We start from the raw sequence: 14,537 nt of genomic DNA, 5'->3' as shown, positions 1-14,537 counted from the left end.
CAGAATGTGACCAGGGACACGTTGTCCGGCCCGGGGTGTCTGTCCGCGCGCCGACTGGGTAGGGCTGCCGTAACCCGTCAGAAGCGTGCTCGACACAAAGGAGATCTCCGTGGCTGCATTGGCGCCCCTGCTGCTCCCGGCCCCTTCCAAACCCGTGGCGGAGCCGTCCACACCCTGGGCGGAGCCCTCCGCCGACTCCGGCACCCCGCACTACTGCGTCTTCGGCGCCACCGGCAGCTGCGCCGAGACCCCGCTCACCAGCGAGCCGCCGCTGCCCGACGCCGAGCCCCTCACCAGCGAGTCGCCGTTCGCCGACGCCGTACCGCTGACCAGCGAGTCCTCCCCCGAGCTCACGGCCGATGTGCCGGAGCACGGCGGCCCCTCCTTCGCCGTACCGGAATCCACCCGGTCGCAGAGGCCGTAGATGGCAGCTGCCCGGCCGGCCGAGCCGCCCAGCGAGGACCTGTCCCGGCTCGCCGCCCTGCACGGCGTCGCCACCTCCTACAGCCCGTCCCCGGACCGCACCGTCGCGGCCTCGGTCACCGCTGTCACCCTCGCCCTGTCCGCCCTAGGCGTCGACACCGGCGGCCCCGGAGCGGTGCGCGCCGCCCTCGCCGCCCGCGAGGAGGAACTGCGCGAGCGCCTGCTGCCGCCCACCGTGGTCGCCCGCACCGGCGGAGGCACCCCCGCCGCGCTCACCGCGCTGCCCGAGGGCACCGCCCTGCGTGTCGAGACCGAGCAGGGCGAGATCCGCGCCGACGCCGGGCAGCTGCCCGCCGGGTACCACCGGCTGACCGCCACCGCTCCCGACGGCCGTACCGCCCGGGCCCACCTGATCGTCGCCCCCGACCGGCTGCCCGCCCCGGCCGGACGCTCCTACGGGCTCCTCGTCCAGCTCTACTCCCTCCTGTCCCGCCGCTCCTGGGGCATGGGCGACCTCGGTGACCTCGGGGAACTGGCGGCCTGGGCCGGACGCGCCCTCGGCGCCGGATTCGTCCAGGTCAACCCGCTGCACGCGGCCGTGCCCGGCGCCCCCACCGACCCCTCGCCCTACCGGCCCTCCTCCCGGCGCTTCCCGGACCCCGTCCACCTGCGGGTCGAGGCCGTGCCCGAGTTCGCGTACGTCCCCGGTCCCGACCGCGTGCGCGTCCTCCAGGAGCGGGCCGGGCGGCTGCGGGACGCCGTCCTGGAGAAGGGCGCCCTCATCGACCGGGACGCCGTGTGGGAGCTCAAGCGCGACGCCCTCGAACTGCTCCGCGAGGTCCCCCTCGGACCCGGCCGCCGCGCCGCCTACCGCGACTACCTCGCCGAACAGGGCACGGCCCTGGAGGACCACGCCACCTGGTGCGCGCTCGCCGAGGTGCACGGCTCCGACTGGCGCCGCTGGCCCGAGGGGCTGCGGGACCCCCGCTCGGCCGAGACCGCCCGCGCCCGCGGCGAGCTGAGGGACCGCGTCGACTTCCACTCCCGTCTCGCCTGGCTCACCGACACCCAGCTCACCGCCGCCCAGGACGCCGCCCGCGCGGCCGGCATGCCCATCGGCATCGTGCACGACCTCGCGGTGGGCGTGCACCCGCAGGGCGCCGACGCCTGGGCCCAGCAGGACCACTTCGCCGCCGGCATGTCGGTCGGCGCACCGCCCGACGCCTTCAACGCCCGCGGCCAGGACTGGGGCCTGCCGCCGTGGCGCCCCGACCGCCTCGCCGACTCCGGGTACGCGCCCTTCCGGCGCCTGCTGCGCGGCCTGTTCCGGTACGCGGGTGCCCTGCGCATCGACCACGTCATGGGGCTGTTCCGGCTCTGGTGGGTCCCCGAGGGCCACCCGCCCACCGAGGGCACCTACGTCCGCTACGACGCCGAGGCCATGCTCGCCGTCCTCGTCCTGGAGGCCACGCGGGCCGGTGCCGTCGTCATCGGCGAGGACCTCGGCACCGTGGAACCGGGCGTGCGCGAGACCCTGCGCGAACACGGCGTGCTCGGCACGTCGGTGCTCTGGTTCGAGCGGGACTGGGCGGGCGACGGCCGGCCCCTGCCCCCCGAACAGTGGCGGGCCGACTGCCTGGCCACCGCCACCACCCACGACCTGCCGTCCACCGCCGCCCGGCTCACCGGCGACCACGTCGAACTCCGCGACCGCCTCGGCCTGCTCACCCGCCCGCTGGAGCAGGAGCGGGCCGAGGCGGCGGCGGACACCGCGGAGTGGCTCGGCCTGCTCGCCCGCCTCGATCTGCTGCCCGGCGCCGGCGGCGGCACCGACACCTCCTCGGAGGAGGCCGAGATCCAGGCCGTCCACCGCTTCCTGCTGCGCACCCCGGCCCGCATGGTCGGCCTCTGGCTGCCCGACACCGTCGGCGACCGCCGCCCGCAGAACCTCCCCGGCACCTGGGACCAGTACCCCAACTGGCGGCTGCCCGTCGCCGACGCCGAGGGCCGGCCGGTGACCCTGGAGGAACTGGCGGCATCGCCGCGCCTGCACGCCCTGATCGAGGTGATGCGGGCCCGCTCCGCGCGCTGAACGGGACGCCGGGGGCCCCGTACGGCACCCCGGGCGCGCGCCCCGTTCGGCCGTTCGCTAACTTTGCACCGTGGACAAGAAGAACGCCCTGCGCGCCGGCGCCCTGGCAGCCGGTACGACGCTGATGATGCTGCTCATGTCGTCCCCCGCGCTCGCGCTGACCCGCGACGACGGCGACGACCCCGGCACGGGCCTGAGCGTCATCGAGACGCTGGGCCTCTACGTCCTGCTCCCGCTCGGCCTGTTCGTGGTCATCGCGGGTCTGGTCATGGTCCTGGACAGGTCCCAGGAGAAGCACCGCGTGACCAGCCGCAACGTCAAGACGAGGGCCAACGCCAAGGCCTGACGGCCCACCACCGCTCGACGGAGGGCGCCGGCCCCGCCGTACGCACGCGCATCAGCCGTACGTACGCGGGACCGGCGCCCTCGCGGCGTTTCCGGCGGGGTTCCGCCCGCTACTTCTCGGTGCCGGCGAGGAGTTCGCGCAGCAGGTCGGCCAGGAGGCCGGCGCGGTCGGCACCGAGAGCGGACAGCGCCTCGCTCTGGACGGCGAGACCGGCGCCGACCGCCTCGTCGATCAGCTCCAGCCCCTTCTCGGTGAGCGTGACCCGCAGGCCCCGGCGGTCGTGCGGGTCGGGGGAGCGGCGCAGCAGCCCGGCCCGCTCGAGCTTGTCGAGGCGGCCGGTCATGCCGCCGGTGGTGAGCATCAGCGTGGCCGACAGCTGCCGGGGGGAGAGGGCGTAGGGCTCACCGGAGCGGCGCAGCGTGGCCAGCACGTCGAACTCGCCCCGGGAGATCCCGTAGGGCGTGTACGCCTTCTCCATCCGGTCGCCCATCGCGCGCGAGAGCCGGAAGACGCGGCCGAACACCTCCATGGCGGCCGTGTCCAGGTCCGGCCGCACCGCGGCCCACTGGTCGATGATCGCGTCGACGGGGTCCTCGTGCCGTGGGGGCCGGGTCCGGGGGCTCTCAGTCATGGCACGAGTATCGGCGGCCGTCCGGTCGCCCGCAAGAAAGTGGCTTGACGGAAACTTGCTTAGCGCTAAGCTACATTCAACTGAGCTACTTCGTCGCTACGAAGGGTGCCTCCATGGCCACCGGTCGCCCCGCCCTCATCGCGCTCACCGCCCTCGCCCCCGTCTCCTGGGGCACCACCTACGCCGTCACCACCGAGTTCCTGCCGCCCGACCGCCCCCTGTTCACGGGGCTGATGCGCGCCCTGCCCGCCGGTCTGCTGCTGCTCGCCCTGGCCCGGGTGCTGCCGCGCGGCGTCTGGTGGGTGAAGGCGGCGGTGCTGGGCGCGCTGAACATCGGGGCCTTCTTCCCGCTGCTGTTCCTGTCCGCCTACCGTCTGCCGGGTGGCATGGCCGCCGCCGTCGGCTCGGTCGGCCCGCTCTTCGTCGTCGGGCTCTCGGCGCTGATGCTGGGCCAACGGCCGACGGCCCGGGCGGTGCTCACCGGCCTCGTCGCCGCGTCCGGCGTCAGCCTGGTCGTGCTGAAGGCGGCGGGGGCCCTGGACCCGCTCGGCGTGCTGGCGGCCCTCGCCTCCACCGCGTCGATGTCCACCGGCACCGTCCTCACCAAGCGGTGGGGGCGCCCCGACGGCGTCGGCCCGCTCGCCCTCACCGGCTGGCAGCTGACCGCGGGCGGCCTGCTCATCGCGCCGCTCGCCCTCCTGGTCGAGGGGGCGCCGCCCGCACTGGACGGCCCGGCGGTCGGCGGCTACCTCTACCTCGCGCTGGCGAACACGGCGGTGGCGTACTGGCTGTGGTTCCGCGGCATCGGCCGGCTCTCCGCCACCCAGGTCACCTTCCTCGGCCCGCTCTCCCCGCTGACCGCCGCCGTGGTCGGCTGGGCGGTGCTGGGACAGGCCCTGACGCTGCTGCAGACGGTGGGCATGGCACTGGCGTTCGGCGCGACCGTCGCGGGCCAGCTCACGTCGGGCAGGCGGACCCGACAGACCCCGCAGACCCGGCAGGCTCAGCCGGACCGGCAGAGCACGCAGGCCGGGCGGGCCGAACAGGTCAGACCTTTCAGTTCTCCTTCAAGGAACGGTCGAGAAGATTCGATGGACCTGACGGGTCCGGCCCTGCGACGGTAGCGGCACCAGGCTCCCGACCCGGAAAGGACCTTCGTGGCCGTCGCCGACCGCCGCCCTATCGCCCACCCCGCCGAAACCGCTGCCGACACCACCTCCGGCCGGCCGAGGACGACGACTCCCGCCGCCCTCGGCCTCGCGCTCGCCGTCCTCGCGACCCTCGTCTGGTCCGGCAGCTTCGTCACCTCCCGCGCCCTCGGCGACAGCGTCCCGCCCGTCCAGCACGCCTTCTGGCGCTGGGTGGTGGCCCTCGCCGTCGTCGCCCCCTTCGGCGCCCGGCGGGCCTGGCGGCAGCGCGAGCTGATCCGCCGCCACCTCGGCTTCACGGTCCTCGCCTCGCTGCTCGGCGTCACCGTCTACAACACGCTCGTCAACCAGGCCGGCGTCACCACCCCCGCAGCCAACATGGGCATGATCATGGCCGCGTCCCCCGTGCTGATGGCGGTCCACGAGCGGGCCGGCGGCGTCCGGCTCGGCGCCCGCCGCATCGCCGGACTGCTCGTCGCGTGCGCGGGCGTGCTGCGGCTCGTCGGCGGCGGGGCGTCCTTCTCGGCCGGCGACCTGTGGATGATCGCCGCCGCCTGCTGCTTCGGGTCGTACAGCGCGCTGCTGCGCCGCCGGCCCGCCGGTCTCGACGGCACCGCGTTCCTCTTCACCACCTTCCTGTTCGGCACGCTCATGCTGCTGCCCGCGCAGGGCGTCAGCCTCGCCGTCCAGGGCGGTTTCACCCCGACGGCCGGCACCGTCCTGCCCCTCCTCTACGTCGGCGTCGCCTCGTCGGCCGTGGCCTTCTTCGCCTGGAACAAGGCGATCTCCCTCATCGGCCCCTCCCGCGCGGGCGTCGTCTACTACCTCCAGCCGGTGTGCGTCGCCCTGCTGTCCTGGGTGCTGCTGGCCGAACCGACCGGCTGGGCGCAGGCCGGGTGCATGGCGCTGATCCTGGGAGGCGTCGTCCTCGGCGCGGGGGCGCGCCGGTAGGTTGCCGCCATGGCCGAATGGGACCTCCGCAAGCTGCAGATCCTGCGGACGCTGCGGGAGAGGGGCACGGTGACCGCGACGGCCGAGGCGCTGCACATGACGCCGTCGGCCGTGTCCCAGCAGCTGACCAACCTCTCCCGGCAGCTCGGCGTGGAGCTGCTCCGGGCGCACGGCAGGCGGGTCCGGCTGACGGACGCGGCCCGGCTCGTGCTCGGGCACGCCGAGGCGGTGTTCGAGCAACTGGAGCGTGCCGACGCCGACCTGACGGCCTTTCTGCACGGGGATGCCGGGGAGGTGCGGGTCGGTGCCTTCTCCACCGCCGTGCCCGCCCTCGTCGTACCGGCCGTCACCGCGCTGCGGGCGACGCACCCCGGCATCACGGTGCGGGTGCGGGAGGCGGAGGCGCAGGAGGCGTACGAGCTGCTGGCCGCCCAGGACGTCGACCTCGCCCTGTCCCTGGCGGCCCAGGCGCCCACCGCCGGCGACCCCCGCTTCACCAGCGTGCCGCTGCTCGCCGACCCGCTGGACGTCGCCCTGCCCCGCGACCACCCGCTCGCGACCGCGGCCGGGCTGCGGCTGGCCGACCTCGCCGCCGAGCCGTGGATCTTCGGCGGCAGCGGGCCCTGGTCCGACATCACCCGGACGGCCTGCGAGACGGCCGGCTTCCGTCCGTACCAGGCCCACACGGCGGCGGGCTGGACGGCGATCCTCGCGATGGTCGAGGCGGGCATGGGCGTGGCCCTGGTGCCGCGGATGGCGGCCGGACCGCGGGACGGGGTGGTGATGCGCGACCTGCGCGCGGACCGCCCGGTCCGGCACGTGGTGGCGGCGGTGCGCAGGGGCGCGGGGGAGGGCGCGGCCGTCGGCACCGTCCTCGGGGCCCTGCGCACGGCGGCGGACGCGCGGGTCTGAACACGCCGGGGCGCCCGGTGCGGCACCGGACGCCCCCTGTGCATGTCCTGCCTACTCGGCCGCGGCGGCGTCCGCCGCCTGGGCCTTCAGGGCGCGTTCCACGCCCGAGCGGGACTCCGAGACCAGCCGGCGCAGGGCCGCGTTGGGCCCCGCGGAGGCCAGCCAGGCGTCCGTGCGGTCCAGGGTCTCCTGGGTCACCTGCACCGCCGGGTACAGGCCGATCGCGATCTGCTGGGCCATCTCGTGCGAACGGGACTCCCAGACGCCCTTCAGCGCCTCGAAGTACCGCTCCGTGTACGGCGCCAGCAGCTCGCGCTGGTCGGTCTGGACGAAGCCGGCGATGACCGCCTCCTGCACGGCGTTCGGCAGCTTGTCGGACTCCACGACCGACTCCCAGGCCTCCGCCTTGGCCGCCTCGGTCGGGCGGGCGGCCCGCGCGGTGGCGGCGTGGCGCTCACCGGCGGCGGTCCTGTCCCGCTCGTACTCGGCCGCGATCTCCGACCCTCCGAACCGGCCCACGGCCGCGAGCCGCTGCACGAACGCCCAGCGCAGCTCGGTGTCGACGGCCAGGCCCTCGATCGTCTGCCTGCCGTCGAGCAGCGCGTCGAGCAGGTCCAGCTGCTCCGGCGTCCTGGCCGTCGCCGCGAACGCCCGCGCCCAGGCCAGCTGGTGGTCGCTGCCCGCCTCGGCGGCCCGCAGGTGGGCCAGCGTGGCCTCGGTCCAGCGGGTGAGCAGCGTCTCGCGGGCGGTGGGGGCGGCGTACTGGTCGATGGCCAGCTTCACCTGGCGGTGCAGCGACTGCACGACGCCGATGTCGGACTCCTTGCCGATGCCCGACAGCACCAGCGACAGGTAGTCGCGGGTGGCGAGTTCCGCGTCCCGGGTCATGTCCCACGCCGACGCCCAGCACAGGGCGCGCGGCAGCGACTCGGTGAAGTCGCCGAGGTGCTCGGTGACCACCGCGAGGGACTGCTCGTCCAGGCGGACCTTGGCGTACGACAGGTCGTCGTCGTTGAGCAGCACCACCGCCGGGCGGCGCTTGCCGACGAGCTGCGGCACGGCCGTCAGCTCGCCGTCCACGTCCAGCTCGACCCGGTCGCCCCGCACCAGCTTGCCGCTCGCGTCGAGGTCGTAGGCGCCGATCGCGATGCGGTGCGGGCGCAGGGTCGGCTCGCCCTTCGCTCCGGCCGGCAGCGCCGGGGCCTCCTGGCGGATCGCGAAGGAGGTGACGACACCCTCGGCGTCCGTCTCGATCTCCGGGCGCAGCACGTTGATGCCGGCCGTCTCCAGCCACGCCTTCGACCAGGTCTTCAGGTCGCGGCCGGAGGTCTCCTCCAGCGCGCCCAGCAGGTCGGACAGGCGGGTGTTGCCGAACGCGTGCCGCTTGAAGTACGCCTGCACGCCCTTGAAGAACGCCTCTTCACCGACGTACGCGACGAGCTGCTTGAGCACGCTCGCGCCCTTGGCGTACGTGATGCCGTCGAAGTTGACGAGCACGTCGTCCAGGTCGCTGATGTCCGCCATGATCGGGTGCGTGGACGGCAGCTGGTCCTGCCGGTACGCCCAGGTCTTCATCTGGTTCGCGAACGTCGTCCACGAGTGCGGCCACTTCGAGCCCGGCGCGGCGGCCTGGCAGGCGGCCTCGGCGTAGGTGGCGAACGACTCGTTCAGCCACAGGTCGTTCCACCACTCCATGGTGACCAGGTCGCCGAACCACATGTGCGCCAGCTCGTGCAGGATCGTCGCGGCCCGCACCTCGTACGCGGCGTCCGTCACCTTCGAACGGAACACGTACTGGTCGCGGATGGTCACCGCGCCCGCGTTCTCCATCGCGCCCGCGTTGAACTCGGGCACGAAGAGCTGGTCGTACTTCTTGAACGGATACTGGTAGTCGAACTTCTCCTGGAACCAGTCGAAGCCCTGCCGGGTCACCTCGAAGATGGCGTCCGCGTCGAGGTGCTCGGCCAGCGAGGGCCGGCAGTAGATGCCGAGCGGCACGGACTGGCCGTCCTTCTCGTACACGCTGTGCACCGAGTGGTACGGGCCGACGATCAGCGCCGTGACGTACGACGAGATGCGCGGGGTCGGCTCGAACTCCCAGACGTCGTCCTTCGGCTCGGGCGTGGGCGAGTTGGAGATGACCGACCAGCCCTCGGGCGCCTTCACGGTGAACTGGAACGTCGCCTTCAGGTCCGGCTGCTCGAAGCTCGCGAAGACGCGGCGCGCGTCCGGCACCTCGAACTGCGTGTAGAGGTACGCCTGGTCGTCCACCGGGTCGACGAACCGGTGGAGGCCCTCGCCGGTGTTGGTGTACGCGCAGTCGGCGACCACGCGGAGGACGTTGCGGCCCTCCAGCAGGCCCGGCAGGGCGATGCGGGAGTCCTGGAACACCTCGTCCGGGTCGAGCGCGTCGCCGTTGAGGGTCACCTCGTGGACGGCCGGCGCGACCAGGTCGATGAAGGACTCGGCGCCGGTCTCCGCGACGTCGAAGCGCACCGTGGTCACGGACCGGTAGGTGCCGCCCTCCTGCGCGCCGGTGAGATCGAGATCGATCTCGTACGAGTCAACGGTCAGCAGCTTCGCCCGCTGCTGCGCCTCTTCGCGAGTCAGGTTTGTGCCAGGCACGCGGTCATCTCCTCGTTATGTGTGGGTTGCGCCATCCTTCCACGTGACCCGCACGGAACGCGATGTCCGTTTCCCGCCGGTCGGCGGGCCGCCCGCGCGCGAGCCTGGTGCCATGAGCAGCCACACCGCGCGTCCCATCGCACCGGACGTCCTGAAGGAACTACGCGCCGCCGACGACGCGGGCCGCGTCCCCGTCCCCGTGACCGACCACGAGGGCCACACGCCCCTGCGCTGCTGCCTGCGCCACAGCCGCCCCGGCGAGACGATCACTCTGGTGTCCTACGCCCCGCTGCGCCGCTGGGCGGCGGCGACGGGCGCCGACCCGGGCCCGTACGACGAGCAGGGGCCGGTCTTCGTCCACGCCGAGGAGTGCGCGGGACCGGAGACGGACGGCCTCCCCTTCACCGACTCGCACCGCACCCTGCGCCGCTACTCCGCCGAGGGGAACATCCTGGGCGGGCGGCTGGTCGAGGAGCCCGGCGCCTTCGGACCCGCCCTCCGGGAAGCGTTCGACGACCCGGCCGTGGCGTTCGTCCACGTCCGGGCCGTCGAGTACGGCTGCTTCCTCTACGAGGTCGGGCGGGGCTAGCCCTTCAGCTCCGCCGCGACCAGCTCCGCGATCTGCACCGCGTTCAGGGCGGCGCCCTTGCGCAGGTTGTCGTTGGAGACGAACAGGGCGAGGCCGTTCTCGACGGTCTCGTCCTGGCGGATGCGGCCCACGTACGACGGGTCCTGGCCGGCGGCCTGGAGCGGGGTCGGCACCTCGGTCAGCGCCACGCCGGGGGCACCGGCCAGCAGCTCCTTGGCGCGCTCGACGCTGATCGGGCGGGCGAAGCGGGCGTTGATCTGGAGGGAGTGGCCGCTGAAGACGGGCACGCGCACGCAGGTGCCGGAGACCTTCAGCTCCGGGATCTCCAGGATCTTGCGGGACTCGTTGCGGAGCTTCTGCTCCTCGTCCGTCTCGTGCAGACCGTCGTCGACGATCGAGCCGGCCAGCGGCAGCACGTTGTACGCGATCGGCGCCACGTACTTCTCCGGCTTCGGGAACTCGGCCGCCGATCCGTCGTGGGTGAGCTTCGGGGCGTCCTCGCCGACCTTCTTGACCTGCTCGAACAGCTCGTCCACGCCGGCCAGGCCGGAACCGGACACCGCCTGGTAGGTGGCGACGACCAGCGCCTCGAGGCCCGCCTCGGCGTGCAGCGGACGCAGCACGGGCATCGCGGCCATCGTGGTGCAGTTCGGGTTGGCGATGATGCCCTTGGGGCGGTCGGCGATCGCGTGCGGGTTCACCTCGGAGACCACGAGGGGGACCTCGGGGTCGCGGCGCCAGGCGGAGGAGTTGTCGATCACGACCGGGCCCTGGGCGGCGACCTTCTCGGCCAGCGCCTTGGAGGTGGCGCCGCCCGCGGAGAACAGCACGATGTCCAGCCCGGAGTAGTCGGCGGTGGCCGCGTCCTCCACCGTCACACCGTCCAGCTCCTTGCCGGCCGAACGGGCCGAGGCGAACAGGCGCAGCTCGGTGACCGGGAAGTCGCGCTCCGTGAGGATCCTGCGCATGACCGTGCCGACCTGACCGGTGGCTCCGACGATTCCGACCCTCACGGTGACTCCTTCTGGTGACGTGCGTGCACCCGGCCGGGCGGGCGGGGCCCTTCCATCATGTGCGGAATCCCGGTCGGTGTGTCCAATCGTTTGCCCGAGGGGCGGACGGGCAACCCTCTCAGCTCCGCTTTTCGATCACCCAGTCGCCGATCGCACGTACGTGGTATATCCCTTCCGAGATGTGATACGGGCCGGAAGTTGCGGTGACCTTCCGCCGCGGGAAGAGGTTTTCGTCCAGCTGGTACAGGTGCTGGAGACCGTCCGTGGACACGTACGTCACCTCGGTGGCGGGCCCGGTGTGACGTACGACTCCATAGGCGGTGCCCTGGGTCCGCCGGTCCAGCAGGGGGGCCTCGGTCAGGGCCGTCGGCTCCAGCCGCCACTTCGTGGACTCGGGGCAGAGGACGAGGACGAAGCAGGTGCCGCCCGGGTCGACCCAGAGGGGGCCGAGGGCGGGCCGGTGCCGGTTGCTGACGTCGGCGATGATCACCGACTTCCCGTACGGGTGGTTCCAGGCGCGCGCCACCAGCACGCCGTCCTTCTTCCTGGAGACCCGCCGGACGGTCATCAGCGTCGGCGGTCCCTGGTAGCGCAGCACGGTGGTGCCCCTGCCCTCGACCGCGCCGGTGATCAGCGGCGCCTGCTCCTCGGGCAGCAGCTCGAAGCTCCACGGCCCGGAGTGCTTGACCCGCACGGTCCGCTCGGCGGCTCCCCCGCCGAAGACCAGCGAGGTGCCCCGGACGCCATGGGCGTGGGTGTTCAGCCAGTCGGTCTCGTCGCCGAACTCGTCGACCGAACGCGCCTCGACGCCGTAGCTGTACTCGGCGTCCTTGAACTCGTACCGCACCAGCGACGGCCGGCCCGGACGGGGACCGACCAGCGTGATCTTCTTGTCACCCGTGCCCTCGTACACGCCGGACGCACGCCGCCCGGACCGGCTGGGGGTCTTCTCCGGCTCGACGGTGAGCTCCCACTGGTGCCGGCTCTTGTCGATCACGAGCAGCAGCGGGCCCTCGGGGAGCTTGACGGTCTCCTTGACCCGGCGGCCGTTCCAGGCGTGGACGAGCTCCTCGGAGGGGCGCCTGAGGTCGTAGAAGGTCTCACCCGTGTGCTGGTTGAGCTGGAACCAGCCGCTGTTGCGGTCCGTCGCCCGCACCTTCACCTCGGCCGGGGGGCCCGTGTGGAGGAAGACCTCGCGACCGCTGCCCTCGATGGTGCCGGCGCCGAGCCGGCGGGCCGCCGACAGGGGCAGGACGGTGAGCTCCCACTGCCCGGAGTGGCGCACCTTCAGCTTCAGCGGGCCGCCCTTGCGCGGCGGCACGAGCAGGGCACGGCCGTAGTGGTCGGGCAGGTCGTTGCAGAAGACGTCGTCCTCGCGGCCGGGGATCTCGACGTGGAGGAAGTGGTACTGCTGCACCTTCGCCTCCAGGATCACCGGTCCGGAGTCCACCGGGAACGGCAGGTCCACGGTGATCGTCCGGGACTTCTCGCCGGTGAAGGTGAGCGGCTCGAACTCGAAGGGCTCGCCCTGCCAGGACGGGGTGTCGCCGCCCAGGACGGTGACGCCGGAGGGAACGGGCTCCGCCCCGGCCGCGGGCACGAAGGGGGCGGGCGCGGAGGGCGCGGGCACGGAGGGTGTCGGCGCGAAGGGTGCGGGCGCGGAGGGTGCGGGCGCGGAGGGCGCGGAGGGCGCGGAGGGCGCGGGCGCGGAGGGTGCGGGCACCGAGGGCGTCGTCGAGGGCGCGGGCAGACCGGGCGCGGCGCCCCCCGCCGGCGCCACCCCCGACTTGCCCACGCCCGTCAGCGGCACGGGCCCGGAGACCGGCGCGGCGGCGGCCGGCGCCACCGGGGGAACCGCCTGGGCCGCCGGGGCCGCCGCGGGCTCCGCGACCACCACCCCGAAGTCCGTCGCCAGCCCCGCCAGTCCCGAGTCGTAGCCCTGGCCCACCGCGCGGAACCTCCACGCGCCGTCGCGCCGGTAGAGCTCCCCGAGCACGAAGGCCGTCTCGCTGGACGCGTCCGTCACGTCGTAGTGCGCCAGCACCGTGCCGTCGGGCGCCACCACCTGCGCGTACAGGCCGGGGACCTGCCCGAACACCCCGTCGTCGCAGGACCCGGCGATCAACACCCGCTGGACGGCCGGTTCGATCCGCGGCAGGTCCAGCTCCAGCCACTCGGCGAGCTGCCCGCCGCCCTCCCCGGTGCCCACGTGCCGCACCGTGCCGGACGGATGCGCGGGCTGGCCGTGGAAGACGATGTCCGCGTCGCCGCGCACCGCGCCGGTCGCGTCGAGCAGCAGGGCGGCGGCCTCCACGGCGGGCACCCCCGGCACCCGGTTCCGGCCCACGGCGACCCGCAACGGAGCGGTGGGAACAGGGGCGTTGGCGCCCTTGGTGATGTGCGTCATGGGCACATCGTGACAGTGAAGACGGTGTGAAGAAAAGATCTTCGTCCGGAGCCGAACGTTCCGCCGTGGCCGCGCGTCCTAGGGGAAACGCCGCGAGGGGAGGGGTGGCTGTGCTGCGCGGAAGAGGCCGCCGCGGTCATGGGGACGCTGTACGGGACGACCCCCTGGACGCGGCCCAGGAACGCCGGGTGCGGGCGGTGCTCGCGCTCGGCGGCGTGCCGCAGGCGGACCTGCGGGACGGGGTGCAGCAGGTCCGCCTGCGGCTGCTGGAACGGGCGGCGCGCGGACACGAGGCACCGCGGGACGTGTCCGCGTGGGCGGCGGTCGTCGCCTCCAACCTGGCCATGGACTGGCACCGGGCCCGGCGCCGGCAGGACCGGCTCGGCGAGCGCCTGGCGGCGCTGCGGCAGTCCGACCAGCCGTCGGGGGAGGACACCAGCGTCCTGTCCCTCGCCGTCGCCCAGGGCCTGGACGGGCTCCCCGACACGCAGCGGCAGGTCGTGGTCCTGCGCTTCTACGCCGACCTGCCCGTGCGCGCCATCGCCGACGAGCTCGGCGTCCCGGAGGGCACGGTCAAGAGCCGGCTGCACACGGCGGTACGGGCACTGCGGGCCCGCCTGCACGAGGACGAGGTGGTGTGAGATGGCCGCCGAACAGCACCCCGGTGGGCCCGACGCGCTGATGGCGGCGATCACGGGCGAGCCGCTGCCGCCGGGCTCCGACGCGGACGTCCAGGAGGCGCACCGCTCGGCGACGGCCGACGTGGCGCTGCTGCGGGAGCAGTTGGCGTTCCTCGGGCAGGCCCTGGGCGAGCCGCCCCCGGCACCGGAGGCCGTCCGGCCGGCACCCGTGGCCCGTCCGCGCCCCCGGCGCCGTCCGCTGCGCCTCGCGCTGGGCACGCTCGCCGCGGCCTGCGCCGGTGCGGTGGTCGTCGGCCTCGGATGGCTGGTGGTGCAGGGCCCGGGCGGCAGCACCGACGACGCGGCGGCCGACAGCGCCGCGTCGGGCGCCGAGCGGGGCGGCCCGGCTCCCGGGGCGAAGACCGGTGCCGGATTCGGCACCCCCCGCTACCTCGCCTGTGCCCGTCTGGTCGCCGAGGGCACGGTGACCGCCGCCGAGCCCGTGCCGGGGGCCGCGCGGCACCGGATCACGCTCCGGGTGACCCGCACGTACACACCGCCGGAGGGCACCGGACGGAGCACCTTCGTGCTGGACGACACCACCGCCCGGCTCGCCCCCGGCGACCAGGTGCTGATCGGCGTCCCGGGTGACCGGCCCGCCCCGGACGCCGTGATCACCGGCGCGGCGGACATCGCCACCGCCCGGGCCCAGGTGACCGCCTCCCTGCCCGAGTCCCGCACCCTCACCTGCGACTGAGGGAACGGACGACGGACGACGGA

At 74.0% G+C, this 14,537-nt stretch carries 13 protein-coding genes; 9 read left to right on the top strand and 4 right to left on the bottom strand.

Going from position 1 to position 14,537, the window contains the following annotated elements:
* Window positions 1–109: 109 nt before the first annotated feature.
* From ACGF3H_RS04100 to ACGF3H_RS04090, 3 genes are all read left to right on the top strand, one after another.
* A complete protein-coding gene (locus tag ACGF3H_RS04100) occupies window positions 110–424 on the top strand; it encodes a hypothetical protein (protein ID WP_362492130.1) in 315 nt (104 codons plus the stop codon).
* Window positions 425–2,515 (top strand): 4-alpha-glucanotransferase, encoded by a 2,091-nt coding sequence (malQ, locus tag ACGF3H_RS04095; RefSeq protein WP_362492132.1) that lies wholly within the window; start codon window positions 425–427, stop codon window positions 2,513–2,515. It abuts the gene before it with no gap.
* Window positions 2,516–2,585: 70 nt separating this feature from the next.
* Complete coding sequence (locus ACGF3H_RS04090) at window positions 2,586–2,861, top strand: hypothetical protein (protein ID WP_362492135.1); 276 nt, start codon at window positions 2,586–2,588, stop codon at window positions 2,859–2,861.
* A gap of 109 nt (window positions 2,862–2,970) precedes the next feature.
* On the opposite strand, the gene ACGF3H_RS04085 is transcribed toward ACGF3H_RS04090, so the two are convergent.
* Complete coding sequence (locus tag ACGF3H_RS04085) at window positions 2,971–3,492, bottom strand: MarR family transcriptional regulator (protein WP_362492138.1); 522 nt, start codon at window positions 3,490–3,492, stop codon at window positions 2,971–2,973.
* 113 nt (window positions 3,493–3,605) lie between these two features.
* Here ACGF3H_RS04085 and ACGF3H_RS04080 point away from each other — a divergent pair, with 113 nt between their 5' ends.
* Genes ACGF3H_RS04080 through ACGF3H_RS04070 form a run of 3 tightly spaced genes read left to right on the top strand, consistent with a single transcriptional unit; the run spans window position 3,606 to window position 6,503 of the window.
* On the top strand, window positions 3,606–4,616 hold the full coding sequence (locus ACGF3H_RS04080; protein ID WP_362492141.1) for an EamA family transporter: 1,011 nt from the start codon (window positions 3,606–3,608) through the stop codon (window positions 4,614–4,616).
* A 33-nt stretch (window positions 4,617–4,649) separates the two neighbouring features.
* Window positions 4,650–5,591 (top strand): DMT family transporter, encoded by a 942-nt coding sequence (locus tag ACGF3H_RS04075; protein WP_362492144.1) that lies wholly within the window; start codon window positions 4,650–4,652, stop codon window positions 5,589–5,591.
* 9 nt (window positions 5,592–5,600) lie between these two features.
* Window positions 5,601–6,503, top strand: a complete 903-nt coding sequence (locus ACGF3H_RS04070; protein ID WP_362492147.1) for a LysR family transcriptional regulator — start codon at window positions 5,601–5,603, stop codon at window positions 6,501–6,503.
* Window positions 6,504–6,554: 51 nt separating this feature from the next.
* On the opposite strand, the gene pepN is transcribed toward ACGF3H_RS04070, so the two are convergent.
* Window positions 6,555–9,128, bottom strand: coding sequence for an aminopeptidase N (gene pepN / locus ACGF3H_RS04065; RefSeq protein WP_362492150.1), 2,574 nt, complete (start codon window positions 9,126–9,128; stop codon window positions 6,555–6,557).
* Between the two features lie 112 nt (window positions 9,129–9,240).
* Here pepN and ACGF3H_RS04060 point away from each other — a divergent pair, with 112 nt between their 5' ends.
* A complete protein-coding gene (locus ACGF3H_RS04060) occupies window positions 9,241–9,717 on the top strand; it encodes a DUF1203 domain-containing protein (protein ID WP_362492152.1) in 477 nt (158 codons plus the stop codon).
* Here the strand turns inward: ACGF3H_RS04060 and ACGF3H_RS04055 are convergent.
* Together ACGF3H_RS04055 and ACGF3H_RS04050 are read right to left on the bottom strand one after the other, a co-directional pair.
* Window positions 9,714–10,730, bottom strand: coding sequence for an aspartate-semialdehyde dehydrogenase (locus tag ACGF3H_RS04055; protein ID WP_362492154.1), 1,017 nt, complete (start codon window positions 10,728–10,730; stop codon window positions 9,714–9,716). The two genes, ACGF3H_RS04060 and ACGF3H_RS04055, sit on opposite strands and share 4 nt — an antisense overlap.
* A gap of 118 nt (window positions 10,731–10,848) precedes the next feature.
* Complete coding sequence (locus ACGF3H_RS04050; RefSeq protein WP_362492157.1) at window positions 10,849–13,137, bottom strand: TerD family protein; 2,289 nt, start codon at window positions 13,135–13,137, stop codon at window positions 10,849–10,851.
* 104 nt (window positions 13,138–13,241) lie between these two features.
* On the opposite strand from ACGF3H_RS04050, the gene ACGF3H_RS04045 reads away from it, so the two are divergent.
* Together ACGF3H_RS04045 and ACGF3H_RS04040 are read left to right on the top strand one after the other, a co-directional pair.
* Window positions 13,242–13,778: a sigma-70 family RNA polymerase sigma factor gene (locus ACGF3H_RS04045; protein ID WP_393816452.1), complete on the top strand. Its 537-nt coding sequence runs from the start codon at window positions 13,242–13,244 to the stop codon at window positions 13,776–13,778.
* Between the two features lies 1 nt (window position 13,779).
* On the top strand, window positions 13,780–14,514 hold the full coding sequence (locus tag ACGF3H_RS04040) for a hypothetical protein (RefSeq protein ID WP_393816451.1): 735 nt from the start codon (window positions 13,780–13,782) through the stop codon (window positions 14,512–14,514).
* Window positions 14,515–14,537 lie beyond the last annotated feature (23 nt).

The organism is Streptomyces sp. NPDC048185 (assembly GCF_043202495.1).
Classification (GTDB): Bacteria; Actinomycetota; Actinomycetes; order Streptomycetales; family Streptomycetaceae; genus Streptomyces.
This window is presented reverse-complemented; position numbering and strand designations above follow the sequence as displayed.